The organism is Bradyrhizobium sp. P5_C12, assembly GCF_054049735.1.
This window is the reverse complement of sequence record NZ_JBFULU010000011.1, coordinates 57854-81363: the sequence shown is the minus strand read 5'-3', so window position 1 is coordinate 81363 and position 23510 is coordinate 57854. Positions and strand designations below refer to the sequence as shown.

General features: G+C 64.8%; 18 protein-coding genes and 1 tRNA gene. 14 read left to right on the top strand and 5 right to left on the bottom strand.

Annotated elements, in window-relative coordinates:
• Positions 1-166 precede the first annotated feature (166 nt).
• Positions 167-1408 (top strand): MFS transporter, encoded by a 1242-nt coding sequence (locus tag ACXJMY_RS12940; RefSeq protein WP_456619723.1) that lies wholly within the window; start codon positions 167-169, stop codon positions 1406-1408.
• Between the two features lie 199 nt (positions 1409-1607).
• Here ACXJMY_RS12940 and ACXJMY_RS12935 read toward each other — a convergent pair whose 3' ends face one another.
• Positions 1608-3386: an acyl-CoA dehydrogenase gene (locus ACXJMY_RS12935; protein WP_456619722.1), complete on the bottom strand. Its 1779-nt coding sequence runs from the start codon at positions 3384-3386 to the stop codon at positions 1608-1610.
• Positions 3387-3636: 250 nt separating this feature from the next.
• On the opposite strand from ACXJMY_RS12935, the gene ACXJMY_RS12930 reads away from it, so the two are divergent.
• A tRNA-Gln gene (locus tag ACXJMY_RS12930) sits at positions 3637-3711 on the top strand.
• Positions 3712-3763: 52 nt separating this feature from the next.
• On the opposite strand, the gene ACXJMY_RS12925 is transcribed toward ACXJMY_RS12930, so the two are convergent.
• Positions 3764-5026 (bottom strand): ROK family protein, encoded by a 1263-nt coding sequence (locus tag ACXJMY_RS12925; protein WP_456619721.1) that lies wholly within the window; start codon positions 5024-5026, stop codon positions 3764-3766.
• A 256-nt stretch (positions 5027-5282) separates the two neighbouring features.
• On the opposite strand from ACXJMY_RS12925, the gene ACXJMY_RS12920 reads away from it, so the two are divergent.
• The 4 genes from ACXJMY_RS12920 to ACXJMY_RS12905 all read left to right on the top strand — a co-directional run bounded on the left by ACXJMY_RS12920 (position 5283) and on the right by ACXJMY_RS12905 (position 10369).
• Complete coding sequence (locus tag ACXJMY_RS12920; protein ID WP_456619720.1) at positions 5283-6248, top strand: sugar-binding protein; 966 nt, start codon at positions 5283-5285, stop codon at positions 6246-6248.
• Between the two features lie 61 nt (positions 6249-6309).
• Positions 6310-7836 (top strand): sugar ABC transporter ATP-binding protein, encoded by a 1527-nt coding sequence (locus ACXJMY_RS12915; RefSeq protein WP_456619719.1) that lies wholly within the window; start codon positions 6310-6312, stop codon positions 7834-7836.
• Positions 7833-8891 carry an ABC transporter permease gene (locus ACXJMY_RS12910; protein WP_456619718.1) on the top strand — a complete coding sequence of 353 codons (1059 nt, stop codon included), beginning with the start codon at positions 7833-7835 and terminating at the stop codon, positions 8889-8891. The genes ACXJMY_RS12915 and ACXJMY_RS12910 overlap by 4 nt, the downstream gene beginning before the upstream one ends.
• 131 nt (positions 8892-9022) lie before the next feature.
• Positions 9023-10369, top strand: a complete 1347-nt coding sequence (locus tag ACXJMY_RS12905; protein WP_456619717.1) for a carbohydrate porin — start codon at positions 9023-9025, stop codon at positions 10367-10369.
• Between the two features lie 146 nt (positions 10370-10515).
• Here ACXJMY_RS12905 and ACXJMY_RS12900 read toward each other — a convergent pair whose 3' ends face one another.
• Entirely contained in the window at positions 10516-11766 is a 1251-nt protein-coding gene (locus tag ACXJMY_RS12900; RefSeq protein ID WP_456619716.1) for a multidrug effflux MFS transporter, read from the bottom strand.
• A gap of 88 nt (positions 11767-11854) precedes the next feature.
• Positions 11855-13207 (bottom strand): glycosyltransferase, encoded by a 1353-nt coding sequence (locus ACXJMY_RS12895; protein ID WP_456619715.1) that lies wholly within the window; start codon positions 13205-13207, stop codon positions 11855-11857.
• A gap of 335 nt (positions 13208-13542) precedes the next feature.
• Between ACXJMY_RS12895 and ACXJMY_RS12890 the strand changes: the two genes are divergently transcribed.
• The 6 genes from ACXJMY_RS12890 to ACXJMY_RS12865 all read left to right on the top strand — a co-directional run bounded on the left by ACXJMY_RS12890 (position 13543) and on the right by ACXJMY_RS12865 (position 20457).
• The gene (locus ACXJMY_RS12890; protein WP_456619714.1) at positions 13543-14523 is read left to right on the top strand and encodes a c-type cytochrome; all 981 of its coding nucleotides are present in this window, start codon (positions 13543-13545) and stop codon (positions 14521-14523) included.
• 445 nt (positions 14524-14968) lie between these two features.
• Positions 14969-15694 carry a response regulator gene (locus tag ACXJMY_RS12885; RefSeq protein WP_456619713.1) on the top strand — a complete coding sequence of 242 codons (726 nt, stop codon included), beginning with the start codon at positions 14969-14971 and terminating at the stop codon, positions 15692-15694.
• Between the two features lie 107 nt (positions 15695-15801).
• Complete coding sequence (locus ACXJMY_RS12880; protein ID WP_456619712.1) at positions 15802-16401, top strand: DUF1127 domain-containing protein; 600 nt, start codon at positions 15802-15804, stop codon at positions 16399-16401.
• A 186-nt stretch (positions 16402-16587) separates the two neighbouring features.
• Positions 16588-17565 carry a cytochrome-c peroxidase gene (locus tag ACXJMY_RS12875; protein ID WP_456619711.1) on the top strand — a complete coding sequence of 326 codons (978 nt, stop codon included), beginning with the start codon at positions 16588-16590 and terminating at the stop codon, positions 17563-17565.
• On the top strand, positions 17562-20063 hold the full coding sequence (locus tag ACXJMY_RS12870) for a two-component system VirA-like sensor kinase (protein WP_456619710.1): 2502 nt from the start codon (positions 17562-17564) through the stop codon (positions 20061-20063). The genes ACXJMY_RS12875 and ACXJMY_RS12870 overlap by 4 nt, the downstream gene beginning before the upstream one ends.
• 115 nt (positions 20064-20178) lie before the next feature.
• Positions 20179-20457, top strand: a complete 279-nt coding sequence (locus tag ACXJMY_RS12865) for a hypothetical protein (RefSeq protein WP_456619709.1) — start codon at positions 20179-20181, stop codon at positions 20455-20457.
• Positions 20458-20510: 53 nt separating this feature from the next.
• Here ACXJMY_RS12865 and ACXJMY_RS12860 read toward each other — a convergent pair whose 3' ends face one another.
• Entirely contained in the window at positions 20511-21398 is an 888-nt protein-coding gene (locus ACXJMY_RS12860) for a VOC family protein (protein WP_456619708.1), read from the bottom strand.
• 162 nt (positions 21399-21560) lie between these two features.
• On the opposite strand from ACXJMY_RS12860, the gene ACXJMY_RS12855 reads away from it, so the two are divergent.
• Both ACXJMY_RS12855 and ACXJMY_RS12850 read left to right on the top strand, forming a co-directional pair.
• Entirely contained in the window at positions 21561-22748 is a 1188-nt protein-coding gene (locus ACXJMY_RS12855) for a CaiB/BaiF CoA transferase family protein (protein WP_456619707.1), read from the top strand.
• A gap of 172 nt (positions 22749-22920) precedes the next feature.
• On the top strand, positions 22921-23109 hold the full coding sequence (locus ACXJMY_RS12850) for a hypothetical protein (RefSeq protein ID WP_456619706.1): 189 nt from the start codon (positions 22921-22923) through the stop codon (positions 23107-23109).
• The last annotated feature ends 401 nt before the right edge of the window (positions 23110-23510 follow it).

The window sequence follows — 23510 nt, the reverse complement described above, 5'->3', positions numbered from 1 at the left end:
TGCCATCGCTGCATCGTCCGGGAACTGCACTGCAATGGATCGCGCGACCACATGACCTTACATGCTGTTGCGCGTTGCAACAATCGGCTACAATGTTTCAATTGAAAAACCGGTGGTTGTACGGCACGATGTCCCGTCTCGTTCCATTTGGTCGATTGCGTGATTGATGATTGCCGCAACGGACGTTGACGAATCCTCGCTGCATTATCGCGGTTGGCGCGTGGTGCTGGCCTGTTTCCTGATGGCCTTCTTCATGTTCGGCTTCGGCCTCTACGGCCAGGGCGTCTATCTCGCGGAACTCCAGCGCACGCATGGCTGGCCGGGCACGCTGGTCTCCGCCGCCAGCACGTTCTCGTTTCTGCTGACCTCCGTCCTCGTCATCTTCACCGACAATCTCCTGGCGCGCATCGGGCTGCGATCGCTGATCCTGTGCGGTTTGTCGGCGCTCGGCGCCTCGACCGTGCTGCTGGCACTGATGCAGACGCCCTGGCAGCTCTATCTCGCCTACGCGCTGATGTCGGTCGGCTGGACCGGCATGGGCACCGTCGTGATCGCAACCGTGCTGAATTCCTGGTTCGAACGGCGTCGCGGGCTCGCGCTCAGCCTCGCCTTCAACGGCGCGACCTGCGGCGGCATCGTCCTCGTTCCGCTGCTGCTGACGCTGACCGGCAGCATCGGCTTCCGCTCCGCCATGCTTGCCGCGACGATGGCGATGGTGGTGCTGGTGTTGCCGGTGGTCGTGATCTTCACCGGCTGGCCGGCCGAGATGCCGCTGGCATCGGGCGGACGTCCGTCCGGCGGCGGCACGGCCGCGCCGGCCGTTCACTCGCGCAAGGCGCTGCTCGCCAATGCAGCGTTCTGGACCATGGTGCTGCCGATCGCGATCGCGCTGATGGCGCAGATGGGATTCATCATCCACCAGGTGACGTTTCTCGAGCCGCTCGTCGGCCGCTACGCCGCCGGCCTCGCGGTCACCATCATGGCGGCGATGGCCGTGGTCGGCCGCCTGTCGCTCGGCCTGTTCGTCGACCGGCTCGATCCGCGGCTTGCCTGCGCGGCCTCGATGACGAGCCAGGCTGCGGCGCTGTTCGTTCTCGTGCAGAGCACGAGCCCGACGGTGCTGCTGGTGTGCTGCGCCGTCTACGGCTTTTCGATCGGCAACATGATCACGTTCCCGCCTTTGATCATCCAGCGCGAGATCGGTGCCAGCGCCTTCGCCGCCGCGATGGGATTGGGGACCTCGATCAGCGGCATCGTCAGCGCCTTCGGCCCCGGCATCGTCGGCCTCGTGCACAGCCTGACCGGCAACTACACGACGGCGTTCGCGCTGTGCGTCGTGCTCGATCTCGTCGCGGCGTCGACCGTGCTGTGGCGGCCGGGGCGAAACGGAGCGTGCGTAACGGGATGAGTTGGCTCGGAGCACGCAATATTCTAGGTGTCGTCCCGGCGAAGGCCGGGACCCATACCGCGTGATCCATCGACAGTGTCTGGATCGCAGTACCGCGGTAAGACCGCTTAACTGCCAATCTTCGCCAAACTGCTCCCTGTGGTTATGGGTCCCGGCCTTCGCCGGGACGACACCGAATGTTTGGCAGGCATTGCCCCACCTACCCCAGCAACACCGCATCCGCCGCCGCGACCGACTCCGCGCTCTCCGTCACCGTCCGCTCCAGCGCGCCAGCCTGCACCGTGATGTTCTCGGCGAAGAAGCGCGCAAGCGAGACGTAACGCGGCGCGTCCGTATTGCCGTCGGCTTTCGCGGCGAGCGCCTCGGACGCCAGCATGCAGCCGCCGAGCGTGGCGCCGAACTGCTGGAGATAGGGCGTGGCGCCTGCGAGCGCCTCGTTCGGCGCGGACGCAACCCGCTCCAGAAGCCACTTGCTGGTGCGGGTCAGCGCCTCCAGCGCCTCGCGCAGCTTTGTGCCGGTGGTGCCGAAGGCGGGATCGTTGGAGGCTTCGACCTGTTTGACGATGCCGGAAAGCTCCGACACCAGCGCCCACACCGCAGCGCCGCCGTTGGCCGCGAGCTTGCGCGTCACAAGGTCGATCGCCTGGATGCCGTTGGTGCCCTCGTAGATCGTGGTGATGCGGGCGTCACGATAGTGCTGCGCCGCGCCGGTCTCCTCGATGAAGCCCATGCCGCCATGCACCTGCACGCCGAGATAGGCGACCTCGTTGCCGACATCGGTGGAATAGGCCTTTGCCAGCGGCGTCAGCAGCGCGGCGCGCGCGGCGGCGTCTGCCCGCACCTTGGCGTCGCTGGCGCGCGTGGAGACGTCGAGCGCGACCGCGGTCGCATAGCAGATGGTGCGCGCCGCGGCGGTCTGCGCCCGCATCCGCATCAGCATGCGCTTGATGTCGGGATGCACGAAGATCGCGTCCGAGCCGTCGCCCTTGCTGCCGACGGCGCGGCCCTGCTTGCGCTCCTGCGCGTAGGCGAGGGCCTGCTGATAGGCACGGTCGGCGACGCCGACGCCTTCGAGGCCGACGCCGAGGCGGGCCTGGTTCATCATCGTGAACATGCAGCGCATGCCCTGGTTCTCTTCCCCGATCAGGAAGCCGATCGCGCCGCCATGATCGCCCATGGTCATGGTGCAGGTGGGGGAGGCGTGCATGCCGAGCTTGTGCTCGACGCCAGAGGCAAAAATGTCATTGCGCGCGCCGAGCGAGCCGTCTGCATTGACCATGAACTTCGGCACCAGGAACAGCGAGATCCCCTTGGTGCCGGCCGGCGCGTCCGGCAGGCGGGCCAGCACGAAATGCACGATGTTGTCGGTCATGTCGTGCTCGCCATAGGTGATGAAGATCTTCGTCCCCTTGATGCGATAGGTGCCGTCGCCTTCACGCTCCGCGCGGGTGCGCAGCGCGCCGACGTCGGAGCCGGCCTGCGACTCGGTGAGCTGCATCGTGCCGGTCCATTCGCCGGTGACGAGCTTCTCGAGATAGACGGTCTTGAGTTCGTCGCTGCCATGCGCATCCAGCGCCTCGATCGCCGAGGCCGTCAGCAGCGGGCAGAGCCCGAACGCGAGGTTGGAGGCGCTCCAGATCTCGGTGCAGGCGGCGTTGATCGCGATCGGCAGGCCCTGGCCGCCGAAATCCTCCGGCCCGGACACCGCGTTCCAGCCGCCGTCGGTCCAGCGCTTGTAGGCGTCCGGCCAGCCCGGTGCGGTCGTGACCTTGCCGTCGGCGAGCTTGATGCCGTGCTCGTCGCCGACGCTGTTGAGCGGCGCCAGCACCTCCGAAGCGAACTTGCCGGCTTCCTCCAGCACGGCCGTGACGATCTCGGTGTCGAAATCGCCGTAATGGCCGGCCTCCACGGCGGCCTTCAGGCCCGCGCCATGGTTGAGCGACAACAGCATGTCAGAGATTGGCGCGCGGTAGGTCATGGCTTGCTCCCGTGGACAGGTTTGGCGCCGTATTCCCATGAAACGCCGGAGGTCTCAACTGCCGGGGCGGCCGGTCGCTACCGGAACAGACCGGAGGTCGGACCCATATTAGAGTGTGCCACGGTCAGCCCCGAGACGGTGGTATTTTGCCCCGCCAGGCGGTTGAAATGCCGCGCCGCTCCCTATAGACCGGCTGCGACTGGACGGAATCTGCGGTAGCCGGTTTTCCGCCGTTCCGTCAGTGGCCTGTTGGGGCGTAGCCAAGCGGTAAGGCAGCGGATTTTGATTCCGCCATTCGGAGGTTCGATCCCTCCCGCCCCAGCCAGGGATCGTCCGGTCCGCGAGACGACGGGATCGCGCCCTGCAGCTCCCGGTGCTTACTCGGTCGCTTCCATGTGGTTTCGGTCCACGACCCCCAGCGTCCGCAGCACCATGCCGTCGACAATCGCCGTCGACTCGCTTGGACGCAAATAGATCGCCGTGGACTTGAGCAGCCATGGCAACACCGCCTGCTCGAGCCGCTCCTCATAGGCGTGGCGCATCATGTCAAATGCCTGCAGGCCGGGGCCCGCCAGGATGACATGGTGTGGGCGCAGCACCGATATCGTTGCGGCGACCGCCTCTGCAAGCGCGCGGCCTGCCTGCTGGAACAGGTGTTCGAAACGGGGATCCCCGCCCAGTGCTCGCTCGCGCAGCAGCGCCATCTGCGCCTCGGACGGCTGCTGCGAGTCCGCCGGCGGCAGGTCGAGAAAGGTGCGGGCGTCGCGGTAGAGCGCATAGTCGGCAAGATAAGCCTCGATGCAGCCGCGCTGGCCGCAGCGGCATTGCGGACCGTCCGGGGCCAGCTTGACATGGCCGATCTCGCTGCCGGCGCCCCAGCGCGCCTCGCCGTCGACGACGACGCCCATCCCGATGCCGTGACCGACCATGATCGTGGCTGAGAGGCCCTGCGCCAGCGCCGGTTCAGTGGCTGTGAGGGCCAGGGCAACTGCAACAGCGTCGTTCGCCATCACGACCTCGACGCCGAACGCCTGACGTAGCGGCGTCGCCAGATCGACGTCGTTGATCGACAGCGCCGGACTCCACAGAGTCCGGCCGGTGTCGGCGTTCACGATGCCCTGGAGCGCAATCCCGATTCCCAACAGCTGATGGCGCGGCGTCGCCGTCGCTTCAAGCATCGCATTGATCTGCGCGATCATGAGATCGCACAACGCGCCTGCGTCGAGCGCGCGCGTCGGGAGCGCAAGTCGCGACTGCGCCAGGCCAGAGCCCCTGAAATCCGCAATCAGCGTCTCAATCAGGTTCATGCGCACAGAGATTGCGATGATGCGCCCGAACTCCGGGTTCAGGGTCAGCAGCACGGCCGGCCGGCCGCGGCGACGGCCGTTCAGCGCGTCCGCATCCTCTTCGTCGGTATYGTCGGACCACGAGGTTGCCGCAGTCTCGGTCTCGCACAGCAGCTCTTCCGCGATCAGTCTCGATGTCAGGCCCGAAATGGCGGGGAAGCTCAGTCCCGTGCTCCGGGCGAGCTCGACACGCGGCAGCGGCCCCTGACGTCGCAAGACTTCGACGAGGCGGCCGCGGTTCGATCCGCGCGCCATGCTTGAAACGCGTCTCGGCTGCTCAGTTTGGTCAACCATACTGTCCCTTTAATTCAGATGGTGAAATTAATAATGGCCCGCGGCCAAGAGTGTGATCGAAAAAGCACATCGGAGGGCTCTCGCAGCGAGCCGTATTTACTATCATCATACCTTGTGTACTATTTAAGCTTGAAGAAGGTGCAAGTACATCCCGAATCGGATGATTGGCTCTGCGACATTTCTTCGCTGTGTAAATAAAATAAGGGCGCAAAAGCGCCGTGAAGCCCTCATGCGAGGGCGACCAAGGGAGGTGCAGATGAACGGATCAGTGACGAAATTGATGGTGCCGCTGCTCGCGACCGCCGCCGCGCTGGCGATGGCCACGGGGATGGCGCAGGCCCAGCAGAAAAAGACCATCGCGCTGGTGACCAATGTCGCGGCCGACTTCTGGACCATCGCCGGCCGCGGGCTCGAGAAGGCGCAGAAGGAGCACCCGGACTACAATATCGAATTGATCGTCACCAATGAAGGAACGGCGGCGGGCCAGCGGCGCGAGCTGGACGACCTGCTGGTGCGCGGCGTTGCCGGCATCTCCATCTCGGTCGACGATGCGGCGCATGCCACCGAACAGCTCAACAAGGTTGCGGCCAAGACCGTGTTGATCACGACGGATAGCGACGCGCCGCAGAGCAATCGTCTCGCCTATATCGGCACCGACAACGTCGCGGCCGGGCGGCAAGCAGGCGAGGAGATCAAGAAGGCGTTGCCGAACGGCGGCAAGATCGCGCTGTTTGTCGGCACGATGGATGCGGACAACGCCCGCGAGCGGGTGCAGGGTATCAAGGAAGCGATCGCCGGCACCAAGGTCGAGCTGGTCGACGTGTTCACCGACCAGGTGGACTTCGCCAAGGCCAAGGCGAATATGGAGAACGTGCTGGTCAAATATCCCGACATTGCACTGCTGTCCGGCCTTTGGAGCTACGAGACACCGCTGATCTATGACGCGGTCAAGGCGGCGGGCAAGGCCGGCAAGGTGAAGATCGTCGGCTTCGACGAGGACCAGCGCACGCTGCGCGGCGTTTCCGACGGCACGATCGAGTCGACCGTGGTGCAGCAGCCCTACGAGTTCGGCTATCTCTCCGCCACCAACATCATCAAGACGCTGAACGGCGACAAGTCCTGGATCCCGGCGGACGGCAAGCTGATCGTCCCGACCAAGGTGATCAGCAAGTCCAACGTCGGGGACTTCACCGCAAATCTGAAGGTCCTGCTGAAGAAGTGACTGTCAGCGGCTTTCGACGCCCGGCTGCCGCAGCCGCCGGGCGTCGTGCGGGAGGAAGTGGATGGCGGAAACCCTGTTCGAGCTCGCCGGGATCAGCAAGTCCTATCCCGGGGTCATGGCCCTCGACGATGTCAGCCTGCGCGTGTGCCGCGGCGAAGTATTGGGCCTGATCGGTGAGAACGGCGCCGGCAAGTCGACGCTGATGCGCGTGCTGGGCGGCGTGATCGCGCCGAGCGAGGGCGTGATCCGCATCGGCGGCAACGACCATGCCCGGATGACGGTGAGCGAGGCGACCAAGGCCGGCATCGCCTTCGTGCATCAGGAGCTGAACCTGTTCGAAAATCTCGACGTCGCCGCGAACGTCTTCATCGGACGCGAGCAGCTTGTCGGCGGCCCGCTGAAGCTGGTGGACAATGCGCAGATGCGCGCCCGCGTGAGGCCGCTGCTGGAGCGGCTGGGCGCCGAGTTCACCCCGGACACGCTGGTCGACGATTTGTCCATCGCCGAGCGCCAGATGGTGGAGATCGCCAAGGCGCTCTCGATCGACGCCCGCGTGATCATCATGGACGAGCCGACCTCCAGCCTGACAATTTCGGAGACTGAACGGCTGCTGGAGGTGATTGCCGATCTGAAGGCGCACGGCATCGCGGTGATCTATATCTCTCACCGGCTCGGCGAGATCATGACCTGCGCCGACCGCGTCGTGGTGCTGCGCGACGGGCGCACGGTTGGGGAGCTGGCGCGGGACGAGCTAAGCCACGCCGCAATGATCCGGCTGATGATCGGCCGCGACCTGAAAGCGCTGCATACGCCGCCGAAACGGCCGTCGCAGCCGGGCGGCTGCGACATCGTCGGCCTCGTGACATCGGCCTTTCCCGACCGGCGGATTGATCTATCCGTGCGGCATGGCGAGATTCTCGGCCTGGCGGGGCTCGTGGGCGCCGGCCGCACCTCTCTTGCCCGCACCGCCTTCGGCATCGACCCGCCGTTGGGTGGCGAGATCAGGATCGACAACGCACCGGTCGGTGTCGCATCGCCGCGCGACGCGATCAGGCAGGGGATCTATCTGGTGCCGGAGGATCGCAAGAAATCCGGGCTCGTGCTGGAGCTGCCGATCCGGGAGAACGTGACGCTGGCCAGCCTGCTGAATTATGCACGGATGTGGCTGGTCAACGGCGCGGCCGAGCGCAAGGTCGCGAAAGAGCAGGTGAGGCGCCTGTCCATCAAGGCGCCAGGCATCGATATGGAGGCCGTGACGCTCTCCGGCGGCAACCAGCAGAAAGTCGTGCTGGGCAAGTGGCTGTCCATGCGGCCGCGCGTGATGTTCTTCGACGAGCCGACCCGGGGAATCGACGTCGGGGCCAAGAGCGAGATTTACGCGCTGATGCGCGAGCTCGCCGACCAGGGCGTCGCGATCGTCATGATCTCCTCGGACATGGAGGAGGTCATCGGCGTCTCCGACCGCGTGGCGGTGATGCACGAAGGACATGTCAGCGGCGTGCTCGAGCGCCCGCAGTTCAGCGAATACAACGTGTTGCGGCTGGCGATGGGCCAAGCGCTGGAAACCGTGGAAGCCGCCGCGCCATGATCAAGAAGGAGCTCGGCCTCGCACTGCTGCTGGTGGTGATCTCCGTCATCACGGGTGCGATCAATCCAGCCTTCCTGTCGCTGGTGAACCTGCTGAACATGGCCAATCTGATCGGCCTGTTCGGTGTGTTCGCGCTTGGCGAGGGGCTCGTGATCATCACCGGAGGCATCGACCTTTCGCTTGGCTCGATGTTCGCGCTGCTCGGCGTCGTTTTCATCGACCTTCTGACGACCTATCAGGTTCCCTGGCCTTTCGCGCTCCTCGCCGTGCTGCTGGGCGGGCTGGCGCTGGGCGGCATCCAGGGTTTTCTGGTCACCCGGCTGAAGATGCAGCCCTTCATCGTGACGCTGTGCGGATTGCTGATCTACCGCGGCGCTGCCCGCTACTATACGTCCGATTCAACGCGCGGCTTCGGCTACGGTGACGAGGCCGCGACACTGAGCAACATCGCCTCCGGCAATGTTGCGGGTGTCCCGAACACCTTCATTCTCCTGATCATCCTGGCGCTGATCCTCGGCGTGCTGCTGCACCGCTCGGTCTACGGGCGCTGGCTCTATGCTGTCGGCAAGAACGAGGAGGCGGCGCGCTTCTCGGGCATCAGCACAAATCTCGTGATCGCAACCGCCTATATCATCAGCGGCGGGCTCGCCGGAGTTTCAACGGTCCTGTTCGTGTTCTACACGAACTCGGTTTCCCCGAGCTCCTTCGGCAATTTTTACGAGCTCTACGCGATCGCGGCTGCCGTCCTGGGCGGGTGCAGCCTGCGCGGCGGCGAGGGCTCCATTCTCGGTATCGTGCTCGGGACCGCGCTGCTGCAGGTGCTGCAGAATCTCGTGAACATCCTGGGCATCCCCAATTCGCTGAACTTCGCGGTGATGGGGACGGTCATTCTGATCGGCGTGTTGGCGGATCATCAACTACAGGCCCGTCGGCGGCGCAAGCTGGCGTTGGCCGGCCTCGTCCGCACGGCGCCGAAATCGACACTGGTGCAGGGACAAGGCGCCTCACCGCGCGCCGCGGATGCATTGCCGGCGAGAACGGGTGATCAGGCATGACAGATCCACGCTCCAGTCGAAAGGCCGCTTCGGCGGCCGCTGGGGAGGGAGCGCGTTCCAGGCTCGAGGGCTTTGGACAGGGACGTGACGTAAGAACAAGCAAAGCCGGGGACGGCGGGAGGACGAGTAAAATGTTGCGCAGGTTTGTAGACACGGCACGCGTGTGCGGTGTGGGGATTGCATTGTCATCGCTGCTAGGCGGTGCAGTGCATGCGGCCGACTTTTCAACGAAAGCTGCTCCGGTTCCTTATGCTGAAGACGATTTCTGGACGAGACCGTATCTATTCGGCGATCTCGGCAGGACGCAGCTGAAGGAGCGGGGCATCGATCTGGGCCTGACGCTGGGTAACGAATCCGTCGGCAACGTCACGGGTGGAAGCAGGAACACCGCAGCCAACGCCGGTCAGCTGTGGTTTGGCGCGAAGCTCGACATGGGGAAGCTTGCCGGCATTCAGGGCGGCACCGTCGGTCTCACGCTGGTCGACCGCTTCGGCAAGAATCTGAATACCGAAGCGGACATTCCCGCCCTGCAACTGACCAACGAAGTGTTCGGCCGCGGCAATATTCTGCGCCTGACACAGCTCTACTACTCGCAGAAGCTCTTCGATGACCGCCTCGAACTCAAGGGCGGCCGTCTTCCCGTCGGCTCCGACTTCTTCTTCGGTCTGTGCGAGTTCATCAACCTGACCTTCTGCGGCGGCCAGCCCGGCAACATCCAGGGTGGCTACATCTACAACTGGCCGGTGAGCCAGTGGGCCGGTGTCGTCCACTACAAGCTGGCCCCGGAATTCACGATTTCGGTCGGCGTCTACGACGCCAATCCGAATTATCTGACGACGGACGACGCGACCACTTACTTCCTGCCGGGCATCCCCGCCTCGAGCCGCGCCAGTGGCGTGATGGTGCCGGTGGAGTTGGTGTGGGCGCCGAGCGGACCCTTGAACGGGACCTGGAGATTGGGCGGCTGGTACGACAGCGCGTCGACCATTGATGGTGGCCTTCCCGGTATCATCTCCACCATCCCCGGCACCGGCGGTGTCCCGGATCAGAATCTCGGGGATCAACGCGGCCGCTACGGCGTCTATGAGTCCATCCTTCAGCGTCTGACCGTTGACGGTCCCGGCGCGCAGGGTTGGTACACCTTCCTCAACACGACTGTCGCCGATCACCGGACGTCGTACCAGGACTATCAGATCGCCCTCGGCTTCCGGCATACCGGAACGTTCAGCTGGCGGCCCCAGGACGAAGTGGGCTTCGCGGTGGGCACGACCCACGTGAACTCGGCTGCCCTCAGCCCCAACGCCGGCGGCAACGAAGTTCCGATCGAAGTCTGGTATGGATGGCAGGCGACCGGCTGGTTGAACCTCAAGTTCGACGCACAGTATGTGATCAATCCCGGCGGGCGCGGCTATAACGCCGTGGGCGTGAAGACCGACAACGCCGTGGTTCTTGGATTGCGCACCGAGGTCCACTTCTGATGTGACGGTCAACTCCGATGCGAAAAGGGGCATGCCCGTCGACGGGCATGCCGAGAAGTCCCATCGGAGCGCACGCAACATGCGGTCCCCTCAGCGGCGCCGCCTCGCAAGGAGCCGCGCCGGGCGGCCCACCGGATAGGGTCGCCTCAGGAATTCGTGGGGCTTCGGATCGCCGCGCCGGGATCGATCGTCGGCGATAGCTGACGGCGTTCGGCGGGGCGCGCGACCAGCAGATACAGAATCAGGGCGAGAAGCGAGGATGCCGCCATCACGGCCGTCATCGACAGCGCCGTTCGTCCGTCGAAGCGAACCGCGACCAGCCCGCTCGATATCGCGCCTGCGGTCAGCTGGATGCTTCCGGCGGCGGCGCTGACGGCGCCCGCGATCTCCGGAAGACGCTGCATGGTCGCACTCATCACGTTCGGCACGCTGAGCCCGAAGCCGAATGCCACCATCATCAGGAGCACGACCACGAACGAAGTGGGCATCCAGCCGGCCAATGTCATCGCGAGCAGGGCGATGCTGGCCGTGGCCGACAGCGTCAGCCCGGTTGCGAGCGTGCGCGCCGACGATATTCCGCGCCGGCCAAGCTGACCGTCGAGAAAGGCGCCGGCCATGACCGCCCCCGAGCAGGCGCTGAAGATCAGGCCGTATTGTTCGGGGCGCAGCCCGACGGCGCCAACGAAGAACAGCGAGGCGCCGGTGACGTAAGCAAACACCGTCGCACCGCCTGCGGCGCCGACCAGGATGTAGGCGAACGAAACCGGATGGGTCACGACCCGGCGATAGCTGTCGATCGCGTCCGAAAGTGCCAGGCGACTGGAGCGCTCCGTCGTCGCGCTCTCGGCGAAGCGAAACAGGACCACCACCAGCAGCATGAGACCGATTCCCGCCTGGGCCGCATAGATCGATCGCCAGCCGGCGACCGCCAGCAGGGCGGCGCCGGCCGTCGGTGCGATCACGGTCGCGACGTTGACCGCGACCATGACGTTGGCGATCTTGCCGCGCGCGGCGTTGCCGTCGAAGAGATCGCGAATGATGGCAAAGGTCGTCGCCGTTGCAGCGGCGCCGATGCCCTGAACGAAGCGGCACAGCAGCAGGACCGGTAGCGAGGAGGCCCTGGCGCAGCCAAGGCTCGCGGCAACGAACAGTGCGAGGCCGAAGGCCAGAATTGGCTTGCGGCCCAGCCGGTCGGAGACCGGCCCGTAAATCAGTGGCGCGGTGGCGAGGCTGAGCATGAAGGTGCTCATCGTCAGCCCGACATCCGAAGCACTCGTGCCGAGCGTGGCGCCGGTGGCAGCCAGCGCCGGCAGGTTGATGTCGATGCCGGAATAGGGCACGGCCGCGAGAAAGCCGAGCAGCAACGTGAACGCAAAGGAGTCTGGTTCGATCCGCATGGACGAGCATCCGGTGACATGTGATGAATTTTCGCGAAGCGATGGAGCGCGGTCGCCCCGCCCTCCATCGCTCCGTTCACAAGAGCGATCAGGCGCGCCGGCCGGCACGTCGCGCCTGGCTCGCTGCGGCCGCGCGGAGGCGCGACACGTCAGTCTCGTCGGTCACGAGTTCGCCGATGATCCGAAGAATCTCCGACCGCGTATCGATCTCGGCAAACTCGTCCGCGATCTGCGTTGCGCGGAATTGATAGCGCGGCTGGTCGAGCACCGTCCGCACCGCCTCGCGCAAGGCCTCCGGCGTCGGCTCGTTGGTGGCGAGGTTGATGCCGACGCCGGACCACGCGACCCGCGCGTTGACGTCGGCCTTGTCCTCGGTCAGTCCCGCGGTGACCAGCGGGATGCCGAAGCTCAAGGCCTGGTTCACACTGCCATAGCCGCCATTGGTGACGAGCACGTCGACGTTCGGCAGCAGCCATTCGAACGGCAGATAGCTGGCGATGCGTGCGTTCGACGGGACCTTGCCGGGGATGGCGTCGACCGGACGGCCGCCCGCGGTCGCGATCACCAGGATGTCGGGCTCGTCGGCAAGCGCCGCCAGCGTCGGGGCGACCAGCAGGTTGAAATTGTGATTGGCCACCGTTCCCTGCGTCACCAGAACGATCTTGCGTGTACCGTCGAGTTCTTCGGCCCAGGACGGCGGCGGGACCTGGTTGGCGATGATCGGAGGCGTGCCGACGAAATGCACGGAGGATGGGATCTCGCGCGGAAATTCGAAACTGGGCACCGACAATTGCAGATAGGCATCGCCGAGCGCGACCACGGAATGAAAAAGCGGCATCGCGATCGGTCCGACGCCGAAGGTCTTCAAGGCGCGGTTCAGGCGCAGCGACACCGGTTGATCGACCGCCGCATCATAGTCCCGCGCCAAGGCCGCATATTGATCGCGCTCCTGGTCGGTCTTTGCCGGCGGCAAGCCGAGGAAATTGGGCGCGCCGTCCTCGCGTGCCCAATGCAGAAACGAGGTCCCGCAGAGCGCGATGGGAGGCCGCTGCGAGCGCGGGCCGAGCAGCATCGGCAATACGCCGAACAGCATGTCGTCGGCGACGATGATGTCCGCGGGAAATTGCCGCAACGCTTGCATCAGCCCCTGGTGCTGACCGGGAATGGCGTCGACGAAGATGCGCTCGCAGGCAACGCGCAACCACTCCAGTCCCGGCGGAATGTCTTTCAGCTCGGGGACCACCGAGAGGATCTCGCGCAGGTCGAAGTCCACGCTTTCGGGCAGGGGAAAGAATTTGACGCCACTGGCTTCGACGCGGGCACGAAAAGCGGTACCCGTCAGGAAGGCGATCTCGTGGCCTTCCGTGCGCAGGATTTGCGTGATCGCCAGCAGCGGATTGAGATGGCCCGTCGCGGGTGTCGAAGCGATAAGTATCTTCATGGGAGTTGACCTCTTGATGATCGATACACGGTCGCCACAGGGCGGCCGGTCGAGTGAGCAGAGGCAATTGAAGGGATCGCCGTTACGCCAAGGCTTCCGATGGCCGCGAAATGGTTACGGCGGCAACGCATCGTGACGCTGCCAAGGCCGGTGACGCTGCGCCGCCGGCGACCGATTTGTCTTGGATTACATTTGTAACGCGGGCGACCCGCGGTGAAACCGCGCGGAAACGCCACCTTGCTAGTCCAGTGCATCGCCGCCTGGCGCGCGTCGCAGACATTTCAGCGTCGGCGCTGGCCGGAAGTGATTATTGACGACCGAGATGTCGCGCGACGTTGACAGCGCCCAAATCATTGAGGAGCGGAATGCAGAATATTGTCACCTTGATTGCGATGGTTTCTTTCATCGGGCTTCTGGTCTGGTTGGGCGTTCGCGCCTTCCGCGCGAAGCGTCCTCGGTTGAGATGGTGCGGGGTGGCGCTGGCGGCGATGCTGGCTGTCCCCGTGTCCGGCGTCAGCGCCTTGACCGTGGCGGGTATCGTCCGGCAACACGCGCGCTCCGCGCCGATCCCCGATGTGAAGGTTGAGGCGACATCGGATCAAATTGCCCGCGGCAAGGCGGTGGCCGACGGATTTTGCGCGGGTTGTCACTCCAAGACCGGGGTGCTGTCGGGCGGCGGCGACGTCGGCAAGGATCTCCCGGTTCCCATCGGCTCGTTCGTACCTGCCAATCTGACGCCGGCCGGGGCCCTGAAGCATTGGTCCGACGGCGAGATCTTTCGCGCCATTCGCAATGGCATCGACGCGCGGGGGCGATGGCTTGCGATCATGTCCTTTACCAATGCCGGCCGGCTCAGCGACGACGACACCAAGGCCGTGATCGCCTACATCCGCAGCTTGCCCGCGAGCGGCGAACAGACCCCGGATCCTCCGGATCGTTTCAGCCTGCTGGGTTTGGCGATGCTGGGCGCCGGACTGTTGCCGGACGCCAAGCCGGTCTTCACCGGTGTGATCATCGCGCCGCCGAAGGGGCCGACGGCGCGCTATGGCAGGTACCTGCTGTCCTACCAGGACTGCCGTGAATGTCACGGCGAGGACCTCGCCGGTGGAGTGCCCGGCCAATTGCCGCCGCTCGGACCCGACCTCGGTATCGTCAAGGATTGGAGCCAGGCGCAGTTCATCACCACCATGCGCACAGGTGTCGACCCGAACGGGCATCGGCTCGACGAGCAAATGCCGTGGCGGCCGATCGGGCGGATGGATGACGACGAGCTGGCCGCGATCTACCAGTACCTGGCGGCTCTGCCGCCTTCTTGACGACGCGGCGCAGTCCGCGGGAGCTGCGGCCTCGCCCGGCTTCGACGTCACGCGCGCATCGAATGCGCCGGAGCACGACGGCATCTGCAGTGAGTACGCAACCCCGCCATCAGTTTTGCGCAGCCGGTCGCAGTCGCTGAGCGATGCACAGCCAGCAAACCTGCTATCGCCTAAAAGTAGTAAGAGTTGGGATCACAATTATTCACGTATGCGACATCCCGCGGAATTGGCCGCAGAAATACCCCGTTGCGACGTCACCAAAATGTCGTGGCGGTCTCGGCGCGTGTCGAGCGCCTCGGGTGTTCCATAGTTTTTTCGAGCGATTCCAGTTTGGACGGAATCAATATCATTTCACCACAGCCGACGTTGACGTTCGCGGATCTCAAGTACAGCTCACAATCTTAAGTGCAGCTCGGTTGGCGACGGCGAGTTTTGAGAGTGCGGTATGCTTGCAGATATTGGCCACATCATCGTCGTCGATGACGATCCGACGTTGCGGCAAATGGTGATCAAGTACCTGGAGGAGCACAATGTCCCGAGCAGGGCGGCCTCCAACAGATCCGAGTTGAACCACTATCTGGAGGGTGGCCAGCCCAGCCTGATCATCCTCGATCTTCGGCTTGGTCAAGACGACGGTCTGGATCTGTTGAGGGAGATCCGTTCGCGTTCCGACGTGCCGGTCATCATCACGACCGGCCACCGCCCCGATGAGATCGATCGCATCGTCGGCCTCGAACTCGGCGCTGACGATTACATCATCAAGCCGTTTTCCCTGAGAGAACTGCTGGCGCGCGTCCGCGCGGTGTTGCGGCGGCAGGAGATGGGACGTGCTGCGCGCGCCCGCGATCCCGAACGTGGGGRCTATCGCTTCAGCGGCTGGAAGCTCGAACGCCGCAGCCGAAAGCTCACCGATCCCAATGAGACGCCGGTGCCGTTAAGCAAGGGAGAATACGCGTTGTTGCTGGCCTTTCTCGAGGCGCCGCAGCGTCCCCTGACCCGCGAGCATTTGCTGCAGGCGACCCGTATCCATGAAGATATTTTCGATCGCAGCATCGACGTTCAGGTGTTGCGGCTGCGGCGCAAGCTGGAGACCGATCCCAGCGCGCCGCGCGTCATTCAGACCGAGCGCGGCGTCGGCTATGTCTTCGCGGTTCCGGTCGATCCGTTCTAAAGGTGGCTGACGGATTGCAATTGTAGTCTTTTCGCCGGCTGCGGTGACCTCGGCGTAACAGCGGGCCCCCAGATTGCCTCCCACGAACAGCGTGTGGGAGATTTACGATGAAGAAGCATTCTCACAGTGTGAGCAGCGTTGCCTTGGCGGGTATGAAACGTGGCGGCCCGGGCTGGGTCGCGTGGTCCGATGGCGGCGGCATGGTTCGTTCGGGCCCTGCCTTCACCGCGAGGCATCGATTGCCCGATACCGGCTCGCGTCCGACCGAGCCGGTCGCCACGTCCTGGTGGGCGGTCTTTGGGTCTCTGATGGAAGGCTTTGCGCTTTACGGCGCGGCAATGCATCCGATCGCAGCCGCGCCGGTTCACGCGATGCTGGAGGCCGCGCGGGATTGCCAGCTATCCTCGGCCGGTCGTGAGCGGCCTGATCCGGCGCTGAAGAGCGGTCGCGATGAAGCTGATGACAATGGCAATGTCGTCAGGCTCGAGCGCGTCGGGTCACGCGATGCGCAGCCGGAACGAGGCTGGGACCGGCTGCACGCACTCGGTGAGACCCTTATGGCGCTGCCGGCGCACTGGCGCCGCGAGCGCGAGATCAACAGGGCCGTTGCGGCGCTGATGGAACTCGATGACCGGACATTGCGGGACCTTGGAATTGCCGGCCGGTCGGAAATCGAGCGAGTGGTGAGGTACTGTCGTGATTGCTGATGCAGTTTACCTTGCCTTGGTGGCGTGGGACCTCTGTCATGCCGCGGGCCGTTCGATCATCTCGACCGGCCTCCGGTCCCGCAGCATATGGCGGCCACGTTCGCGAAATCATCCAGCTTCGATCAAAACTCCTTGAGCAGACGCGACAATTTTCGCTTCAACCCCACATTGCTGGTCGTGCAGCAAATGGCCAGATTTCGCGGCGCTGGGCCAGGTGCCCGCCTTCTGCGTTGCTCGATCGTGATTGGCGCGCTGATCCTGTGCTGTCTGGAGGTCTCTCCGGCACCGTCGCAGCCGCCGGCAGCGCCTGCGTCGGTCCGCAAGGACGAGCCCATCACGCCTCTTCCGGCGGCTCCCGCCATCGATCCGCGGAAGGTCAAACTCGGAGAACGACTGTTCACCGATCGCAGGCTTTCGCAGGACAACTCACGCAGTTGCGCGTCCTGTCACGATATCGCGACCAACGGCGCGAGCCCGAAGCCGCATGATTTCGGTCTCGACGGTGTCGAGATTTCGCTCAATACGCTCACGGTCTTCAATTCGGCGCTCAGCTTTCGCTTCGGTTGGGAAGGGAAGTTCCGCACCGTCGAGGCCGATGTCAATGCGTCGCTGGAAAGCCCGCGCACCATGGGCAGCAGCGCGGACGAGATCGCGGAAAAGCTCGATGCCGATCCCGAAATGCGCAACGCATTCTTCGCGGCTTATGGCCGCGGTCCGGAGGGCGACGATGTCGTCGACGCGCTGGCAAATTTCGAACGCACGCTGGTCACGCCCGGCAGCAAGTTCGATCGCTGGTTGACAGGCGACGACGCGGCGTTGTCGGCCGACGAGCTGGACGGGTACCGGCTGTTCAAATCGCTGGGCTGTGTGTCATGTCACCAGGGCGTCAACGTCGGCGCCAATCTGTTCCAGCGCCACGGCATATTCCACCCTCTCGCGTCGCCCGAGCCCAGAATTCTGCGCGTGCCGAGCCTGCGCAACGTCGCGACGACGCCGCCGTATTTTCATGACGGCAGCGCGCCGACGCTCGATGATGCGGTTCGCAAGATGGCCTTTGCCCAATTGAACGCGACGCTGACGGACCAGCAGGCCAAGGCGATCGTCGCCTTTCTGAACAGCCTGACCGGCCTCTATCGCGGCGCGCCCGTCGGAGGTCCACCATGAAATTCGCGCCCGCTGCGATTGGGGTAATGGTCGTGCTGGCCCTGCTGACATGGCTTTTGCTGAACGGGCTGAACATCAATTCGGTACGTTATGACAGTCAGCTCCACGCGCTTGGAGACTTCACCCGGTTCGAACGCGGGATGACCAGGGAGGTGCTTACCGCGCGCGCCGGCCTGTCGCGCAACTATGACGGGCTGGTGCGGATGGCGGATGCCTATGACGATGCCCTGACGCGGCTGCGCGAAACGGCGGGTCTCAACGCCGAAGAAACCAGGGCTATCGACGTTCTGTCGGCGCGTGCCCGCCGGCAGGAGGCGCTGATCGAGCGGTTCAAGAGCAGTAACGCATTGCTGCAGAACTCCTTTGCCTATTTCGGTCTGTTCAGCGACAAGCTGGCCGATTCGGATCGCCGGCCGCTGGTCACGGCGGCCTCCGCCTTGGCGGCGGCCATGCTGCGCCTGACCCTCGATACGTCGGACGTCGCGGCCCGCCAGGTGCAGGATCGATTGGAAGAGTTGGCGGTCCTGCAACCGCCGCCGGAGGAGAAAGAGTCGGTCCACGCGCTTCTGACCCACGGGCAGATGCTGCATGACCTCCTGCCGGACATCGACAACATCCTGAAGGCGCTTGTCGCCGAATCGAACAACCGCGAGCAGGATGCCCTCCTGGCGTTGATCACGAAGCGCCAGCTCAATGCGCGGGCCTCGGYGCGCAGGGTCCGTCTGTTGCAGTTCGTGACGTCGCTGCTGCTGCTCTGCGGCATCGTCTATTTCGGATTGCTGTTGCGCAGGCGGGCCGTCGCGCTGCGCCGCCGCGCGGCCTTCGAGCACGTCATTGCCAATATCTCGATGCGGTTCATCAATTCGAACCGCGAGAGGATCGCCGGCGATGTCGAGAAGGCGCTGCAACAGCTCGCGGGATGCATCGGCGCCGATCGCGCCTATTTCGCTTACGCGACCGGCGCGTCGACGAGCTCCTATCGATGGGCCCGCGACGGCATCGAATTCGGGCCGGGCTGGCCTGAGCGCGCGCTGAGCGTCGCACCGCGATTTGACGGCGGCGAAGGCGGCATCATCTTTATCCCCAAGGTAAAGGCCTCGGATCCCGACGACAGCATGAACCTGCTGGAAGATGCCGGCGTGGGTGGCTGGCTTTGCATCACGGCGGTCTACGGACACCGCGATGCAATCCTCGGCTTCGATGCCGTGCCGGACGGCGCGCTCAAATACTGGTCCGAAGTCTCGCTGTTTCGCATGGCGTTCGACGCCATCGGCAACGCGATCCGCCGGGCGCGGCTCGAAGGCGAGAAGGCTCGCCTGCAGGCGAGCCTGCAACAGGCGCGTCGAATGGAGACCATCGGAACGTTTGCCAGCGGTATCGCCCACAACTTCAACAATATCGTCGGAGCGATCCTCGGCTACGCCGAGATAGCCGATGCACGGCTCCGGTCCGGAGGCCAGACGGCCGCCAGCCTCGCGGAGATCCGCCGCGCAGGCGAGCGGGCGCGCGAACTGGTCGAACAGATTCTCAGCTTCGGCCGCCACCGCGAGGGCATGCATGAGCGCGTCTGCGTCAAGACCCTGGTCGACGAAACCAGATCGCTGCTGGCCGCATCGTTACCTTCGCACGTCAAACTCGAGGTGAGGGAGGCGGCCGAAATGGCCACGGTGATGGGCGAGCCCGCCCAATTGCAGCAGGTGATCTTGAATCTGTGCAACAATGCGGCACAGGCGATGACCGAGCCGGGTCGCATCGAACTCCGCATCGAGGTGCGCGATCTTCTGCGGCCATTGCCGGTCGGACAAGGCGACGTCGGCCCCGGCCGCTTCACCGTCATTTCGGTCGCCGATCCGGGGCCGGGGATGGATGCGGCGACGCTGGAGCGGATCTTCGAGCCGTTCTTCACCACCCGCCCGGACGGCAACGGCGTCGGGCTCGCAACGGTTCGCGAGATCGTCGAGCAACATGGCGGCGCCGTCGGGGTGCAGAGCGAGCCGGATGTCGGTACGCGTTTCGACGTCTGGCTGCCAGCCGCCAAACCCGATGAGCCGGAGCCGGTTCAGCACGGCCCCGATCTGGCGTTCCGTGGCGCAGGCGAAACCGTGCTGGTGCTCGACACCGACCGCCGCCGTCTGCTGCGCCATGAGGAAATCCTTGCGGCGTTGGGTTATGAGCCGGTTGGCTTTACCAAGCTCGGGGAGGCGATCGCCGCCTGCCGGGCCGCGCAAACCCGTTTCGACGCGGCGCTGGTGTGTCATCTGCCCGGCGGCTCCTCGCTCGGTCTGGCGGCGGCGTTGCACGATGCCGCGCCGGCATTGCCGATGATCTTGGCCAGTCCTTCGACGCGCGACTTGGCGATGCCGTCGCTGGAGACGTCCGGCATCACCGAGCTCGTTCATCACCCGCTGATGTCGGCGGAGCTTGCCGGCGTCCTGGCGCGGAGCCTGGCGTCGTCGGCCGCGAACGGACGAGTCAGGCGAACCGGCGCGGCGCCGTAGGCGAGCGGTTTCAGTGGTAACGCGATGTCGCCGCGGGCGAAACGGTCGAGTAGCCGGGACCTCCTATCCATCACATGCGCATCGGCGCAGTGTCACCAGCGATAGGAGAATGATGATGTCAATCAGACTTGGCGTGACCGTCGTGGCAGCTACATTCCTGTTCGGATCAGTTTCCAGCCTCAAGGCTGGCGGAAGCGCGCCCGCGACCGTTGCCTCTCCCGGCAGTATCCCTGCGACAAGGCTCGCGGACCTGGTTCGACAGGCTCCCGTCGGTCACCGACAGCCGCGGCGCGGCGACGCGCTCGAGTCCGCGCAAATGTCGCCCGAAGACACAAGGCTGCGGCAGCTCGACGACGAGATCGACCGCAGGCTGATCATCTGCCGCGGTTGCTGATGGCTTCAGAACGTGACGGTTGCGCGCGCCGCAAGGCGCGCGTTCGCTGCTCCCTATCCCTCGTACTGATCCGGCCCCATCGCCCACGACGCCTGATCATGCCCGAACGCATAATTGCGGTTGTTGATCGCCGGATTGCGGTTGACCATCGGCCGCATGAACATCGGGTGGGTCGCGCTACGCACCTCGTGCTCGACCGTGAACAGCGGCTTGCCGCTGCCGAGGTCGACGATGTCGCAAAACCGGTACTGATACTGATTGTCCTCGCGGGAGATCAGGTCGCGCGCCAACAGCTTGCGGTAAGGGCCGGAGAAGTCGGTGATGTACATCTGCACATGGTGGCCGTCATAGTCGGGTTGCGGCCGGTCGGTCTCGCGGAACAAGAGGTGCTGGTCGCGGCCGGTCTTCACCGCCGCGACCGTGCCGTCGCCGTTTCGCAAGCCGGCAGGCATGCCCATGATCTCCGGATAAAAGGCACAAATCGCAGGCGCCGTTCCGACCGGCACGTCGAATTCGACATAGGGGATGCCGAGCGTGATGCGGCCGAAGCGTGCCGCGTCCGGCTCGTAGCAGCGCAGGCGGTTGCCCCACGGACAGGTCGCCTCGACATAGCCATTGTGCTCGGCGAATGCGAACGCCGTGCCCTCGAGCTTTTTGGCGACCGACGCCAGCCGCCCCAGCAGTGCCTCGCGGCCCTCGATCACCAGCCCGGTATGACCGCGCAGCACCTGCGGGCTGCCGCTCGGCAAATGAAACTGGCTCCGTCCGGCATTGATCCACATGTTGGTGTCGGACACCATCAGATAGGGATCGCGGGTAAGCCCGAGTCCCGTGACGTAGAATAAGGTCGCCAGGCGCTGATCCGGGACCTGGATGTTGACATGCTCGAAATGAATCGCGTTGCCGAGATCTTCAGTGGACCGATCGAATTGTTGGGGCATGGATGCGGCTCTGGGGTGGGGGGCGGACACGCCATATTAGAGCAGAACGTCGGCCAGTCGAAACCGTCGGGCGATCACGTCTGCTGATGGAGCCATGCTGTCGGCCACCTTGCCGCGACGACCATTCCCTGTAATCTGGCGGAAACATCAGGGAAGGGATCGATGGGGGGAGTTCTGGAAGGCGTTCGCGTCCTGGATTTCGGCCGCTATATCGCCGGGCCGTATTGCGCGACGTTGCTGGCCGAATTCGGCGCCGAGGTCATTCGCGTCGAAAAGCGCGACGGCAGCGAGGATCGCTTCGTGGCCCCGGTCGGCGAGGATGGCGAAGGCGCGCTGTTTCTCCAGATCAACCGCAACAAGAAGTGCATCACGCTCGATCCGATGAAGCCGGAGGGGCAGGAGGTGATGCGCCGGCTGGTGGCGACCGCCGACGTCGTCGTCGCCAATCTGCCGCCGCAGACCCTGCGCGCGATGAAGCTCGACTACGACTCGCTGAAGGCGATCAAGCCCGACATCATCCTGACCACGGCAACCGCTTTCGGCGGGCCGGGGCCCTGGTCCGACCGCGTCGGCTTCGACGGTGTCGGGCAGGTCATGTCGGGGTCGGTGTACATGACCGGCGCCGGCGATCCGCCTTACCGGGCCGCAGTCAACTGGGTCGATTTCGGAACCGCGCTGCACTGCGCGTTCGGGACCCTCGCCGCGCTGATCGAGCGCGGCAAATCCGGGCGCGGGCAGGTCGTCGAGGGCGCGTTGCTCGCGACCGCGCTGTCCTTCACCAACGCCACGCTGATCGAGCAGGCCGTGATCAATGTCAATCGCGTCCCGACCGGCAATCTCGGCCAGACCGCAGCTCCAGCCGACATCTACCGCACCAGGGACGGCTGGGTGCTCTGCCAGGTCACGGGGCATCCGCTGTTCAAGCGCTGGGCGAAGCTGATGGGTGAGGAGGAGCAATGGCTGAGCGATCCGCGCTTTGCCGATGACATCACGCGCGGCAACAACGGCCCCGTCATTAGCCAGCGGATGGCGCGCTGGTGCGCCGAACGCACCACGCAGGAGGCGGTCGACACGCTGGGCAAGGCGATGATTCCGACCGGGCCCGTGCTGAGCCCGCAACAGGCGCTGGATCATCCGCATATCCGCGCCACCGGCTTCATGCAGGATGTCGATTATCCGGGCCTGCCGAAACCCGCGCCGGTCGTGCGCGCCGCCGTCCGGCTGTCGGAAACGCCGGGTGAGATCGTGACGCGTCCGCCGCTGCTCGGCGAGCACACCGATCTCGTCCTGGCAGAGCTAGGCTATGATGCGGCGGAAATCGCGGCGCTCCGGCAGGCGGGCGTCGTCTAGCGGAGACGCGGCGTAGTCAATATCCTGCAGACCATCGATCAGCAGGTCGTCCATCGATTTGATGTCCTTGGTGAGCGTCCCAGAATCGTACGTCTCTTTTTTGCAATGACGGGCGTGGAACGCCGGGAGCCGCCTGCGGTTCCTATTCTGAGGCCGGAGAGGGAGGATCGACATGGTCGACGAACGCTTTGCCACGCTGCTGGGCCAGGCCGCCATGGATGTCTGGGGCGATATGCCGCGCGATGTTCAGGAGGCGCTGTTCGAGACGGCCATGAAGGGGCGTGCCGCGGATCGTGAGGCCCTGGCGCGGCTGCTGCACGACCGCCACCCGCGTACCGCGCATCCCGCCAAGCCGGCGTGAGGAGGCGGCACCGTCTCGAGCGTGCGGTGCCCCGGCAGGATCCGGTGACCGCGGAGGAACTGGTGGCGTTCTGGCGAGAGGAGGGATAAACCTCACGTCTGTCGTGACGACCGGCCGCTTGACCTCACGCGATGTCTCGCGTTTGCCGGCGAACTTTCACGTGACGCCAGACTTGATGGGAGGCGTGCGTTCGCACGGCAAATCCCCTATCCATGACGATGAATCGCCGAATCGAGATTGGTTCGGCTCGCGTGCAAGTGACGATTGTTGACGACCAGAAACGGATTAACGTGCGGCATCCAAAAAAAGCGCGGCTGGCGAAGAGCTTGCTGGCCAAGAGTTCGCCAGCCAAGAGTTCGCTAGCCAAGAGTTCGCTAGCCAAGAGTTCGCGAGCCAGGACT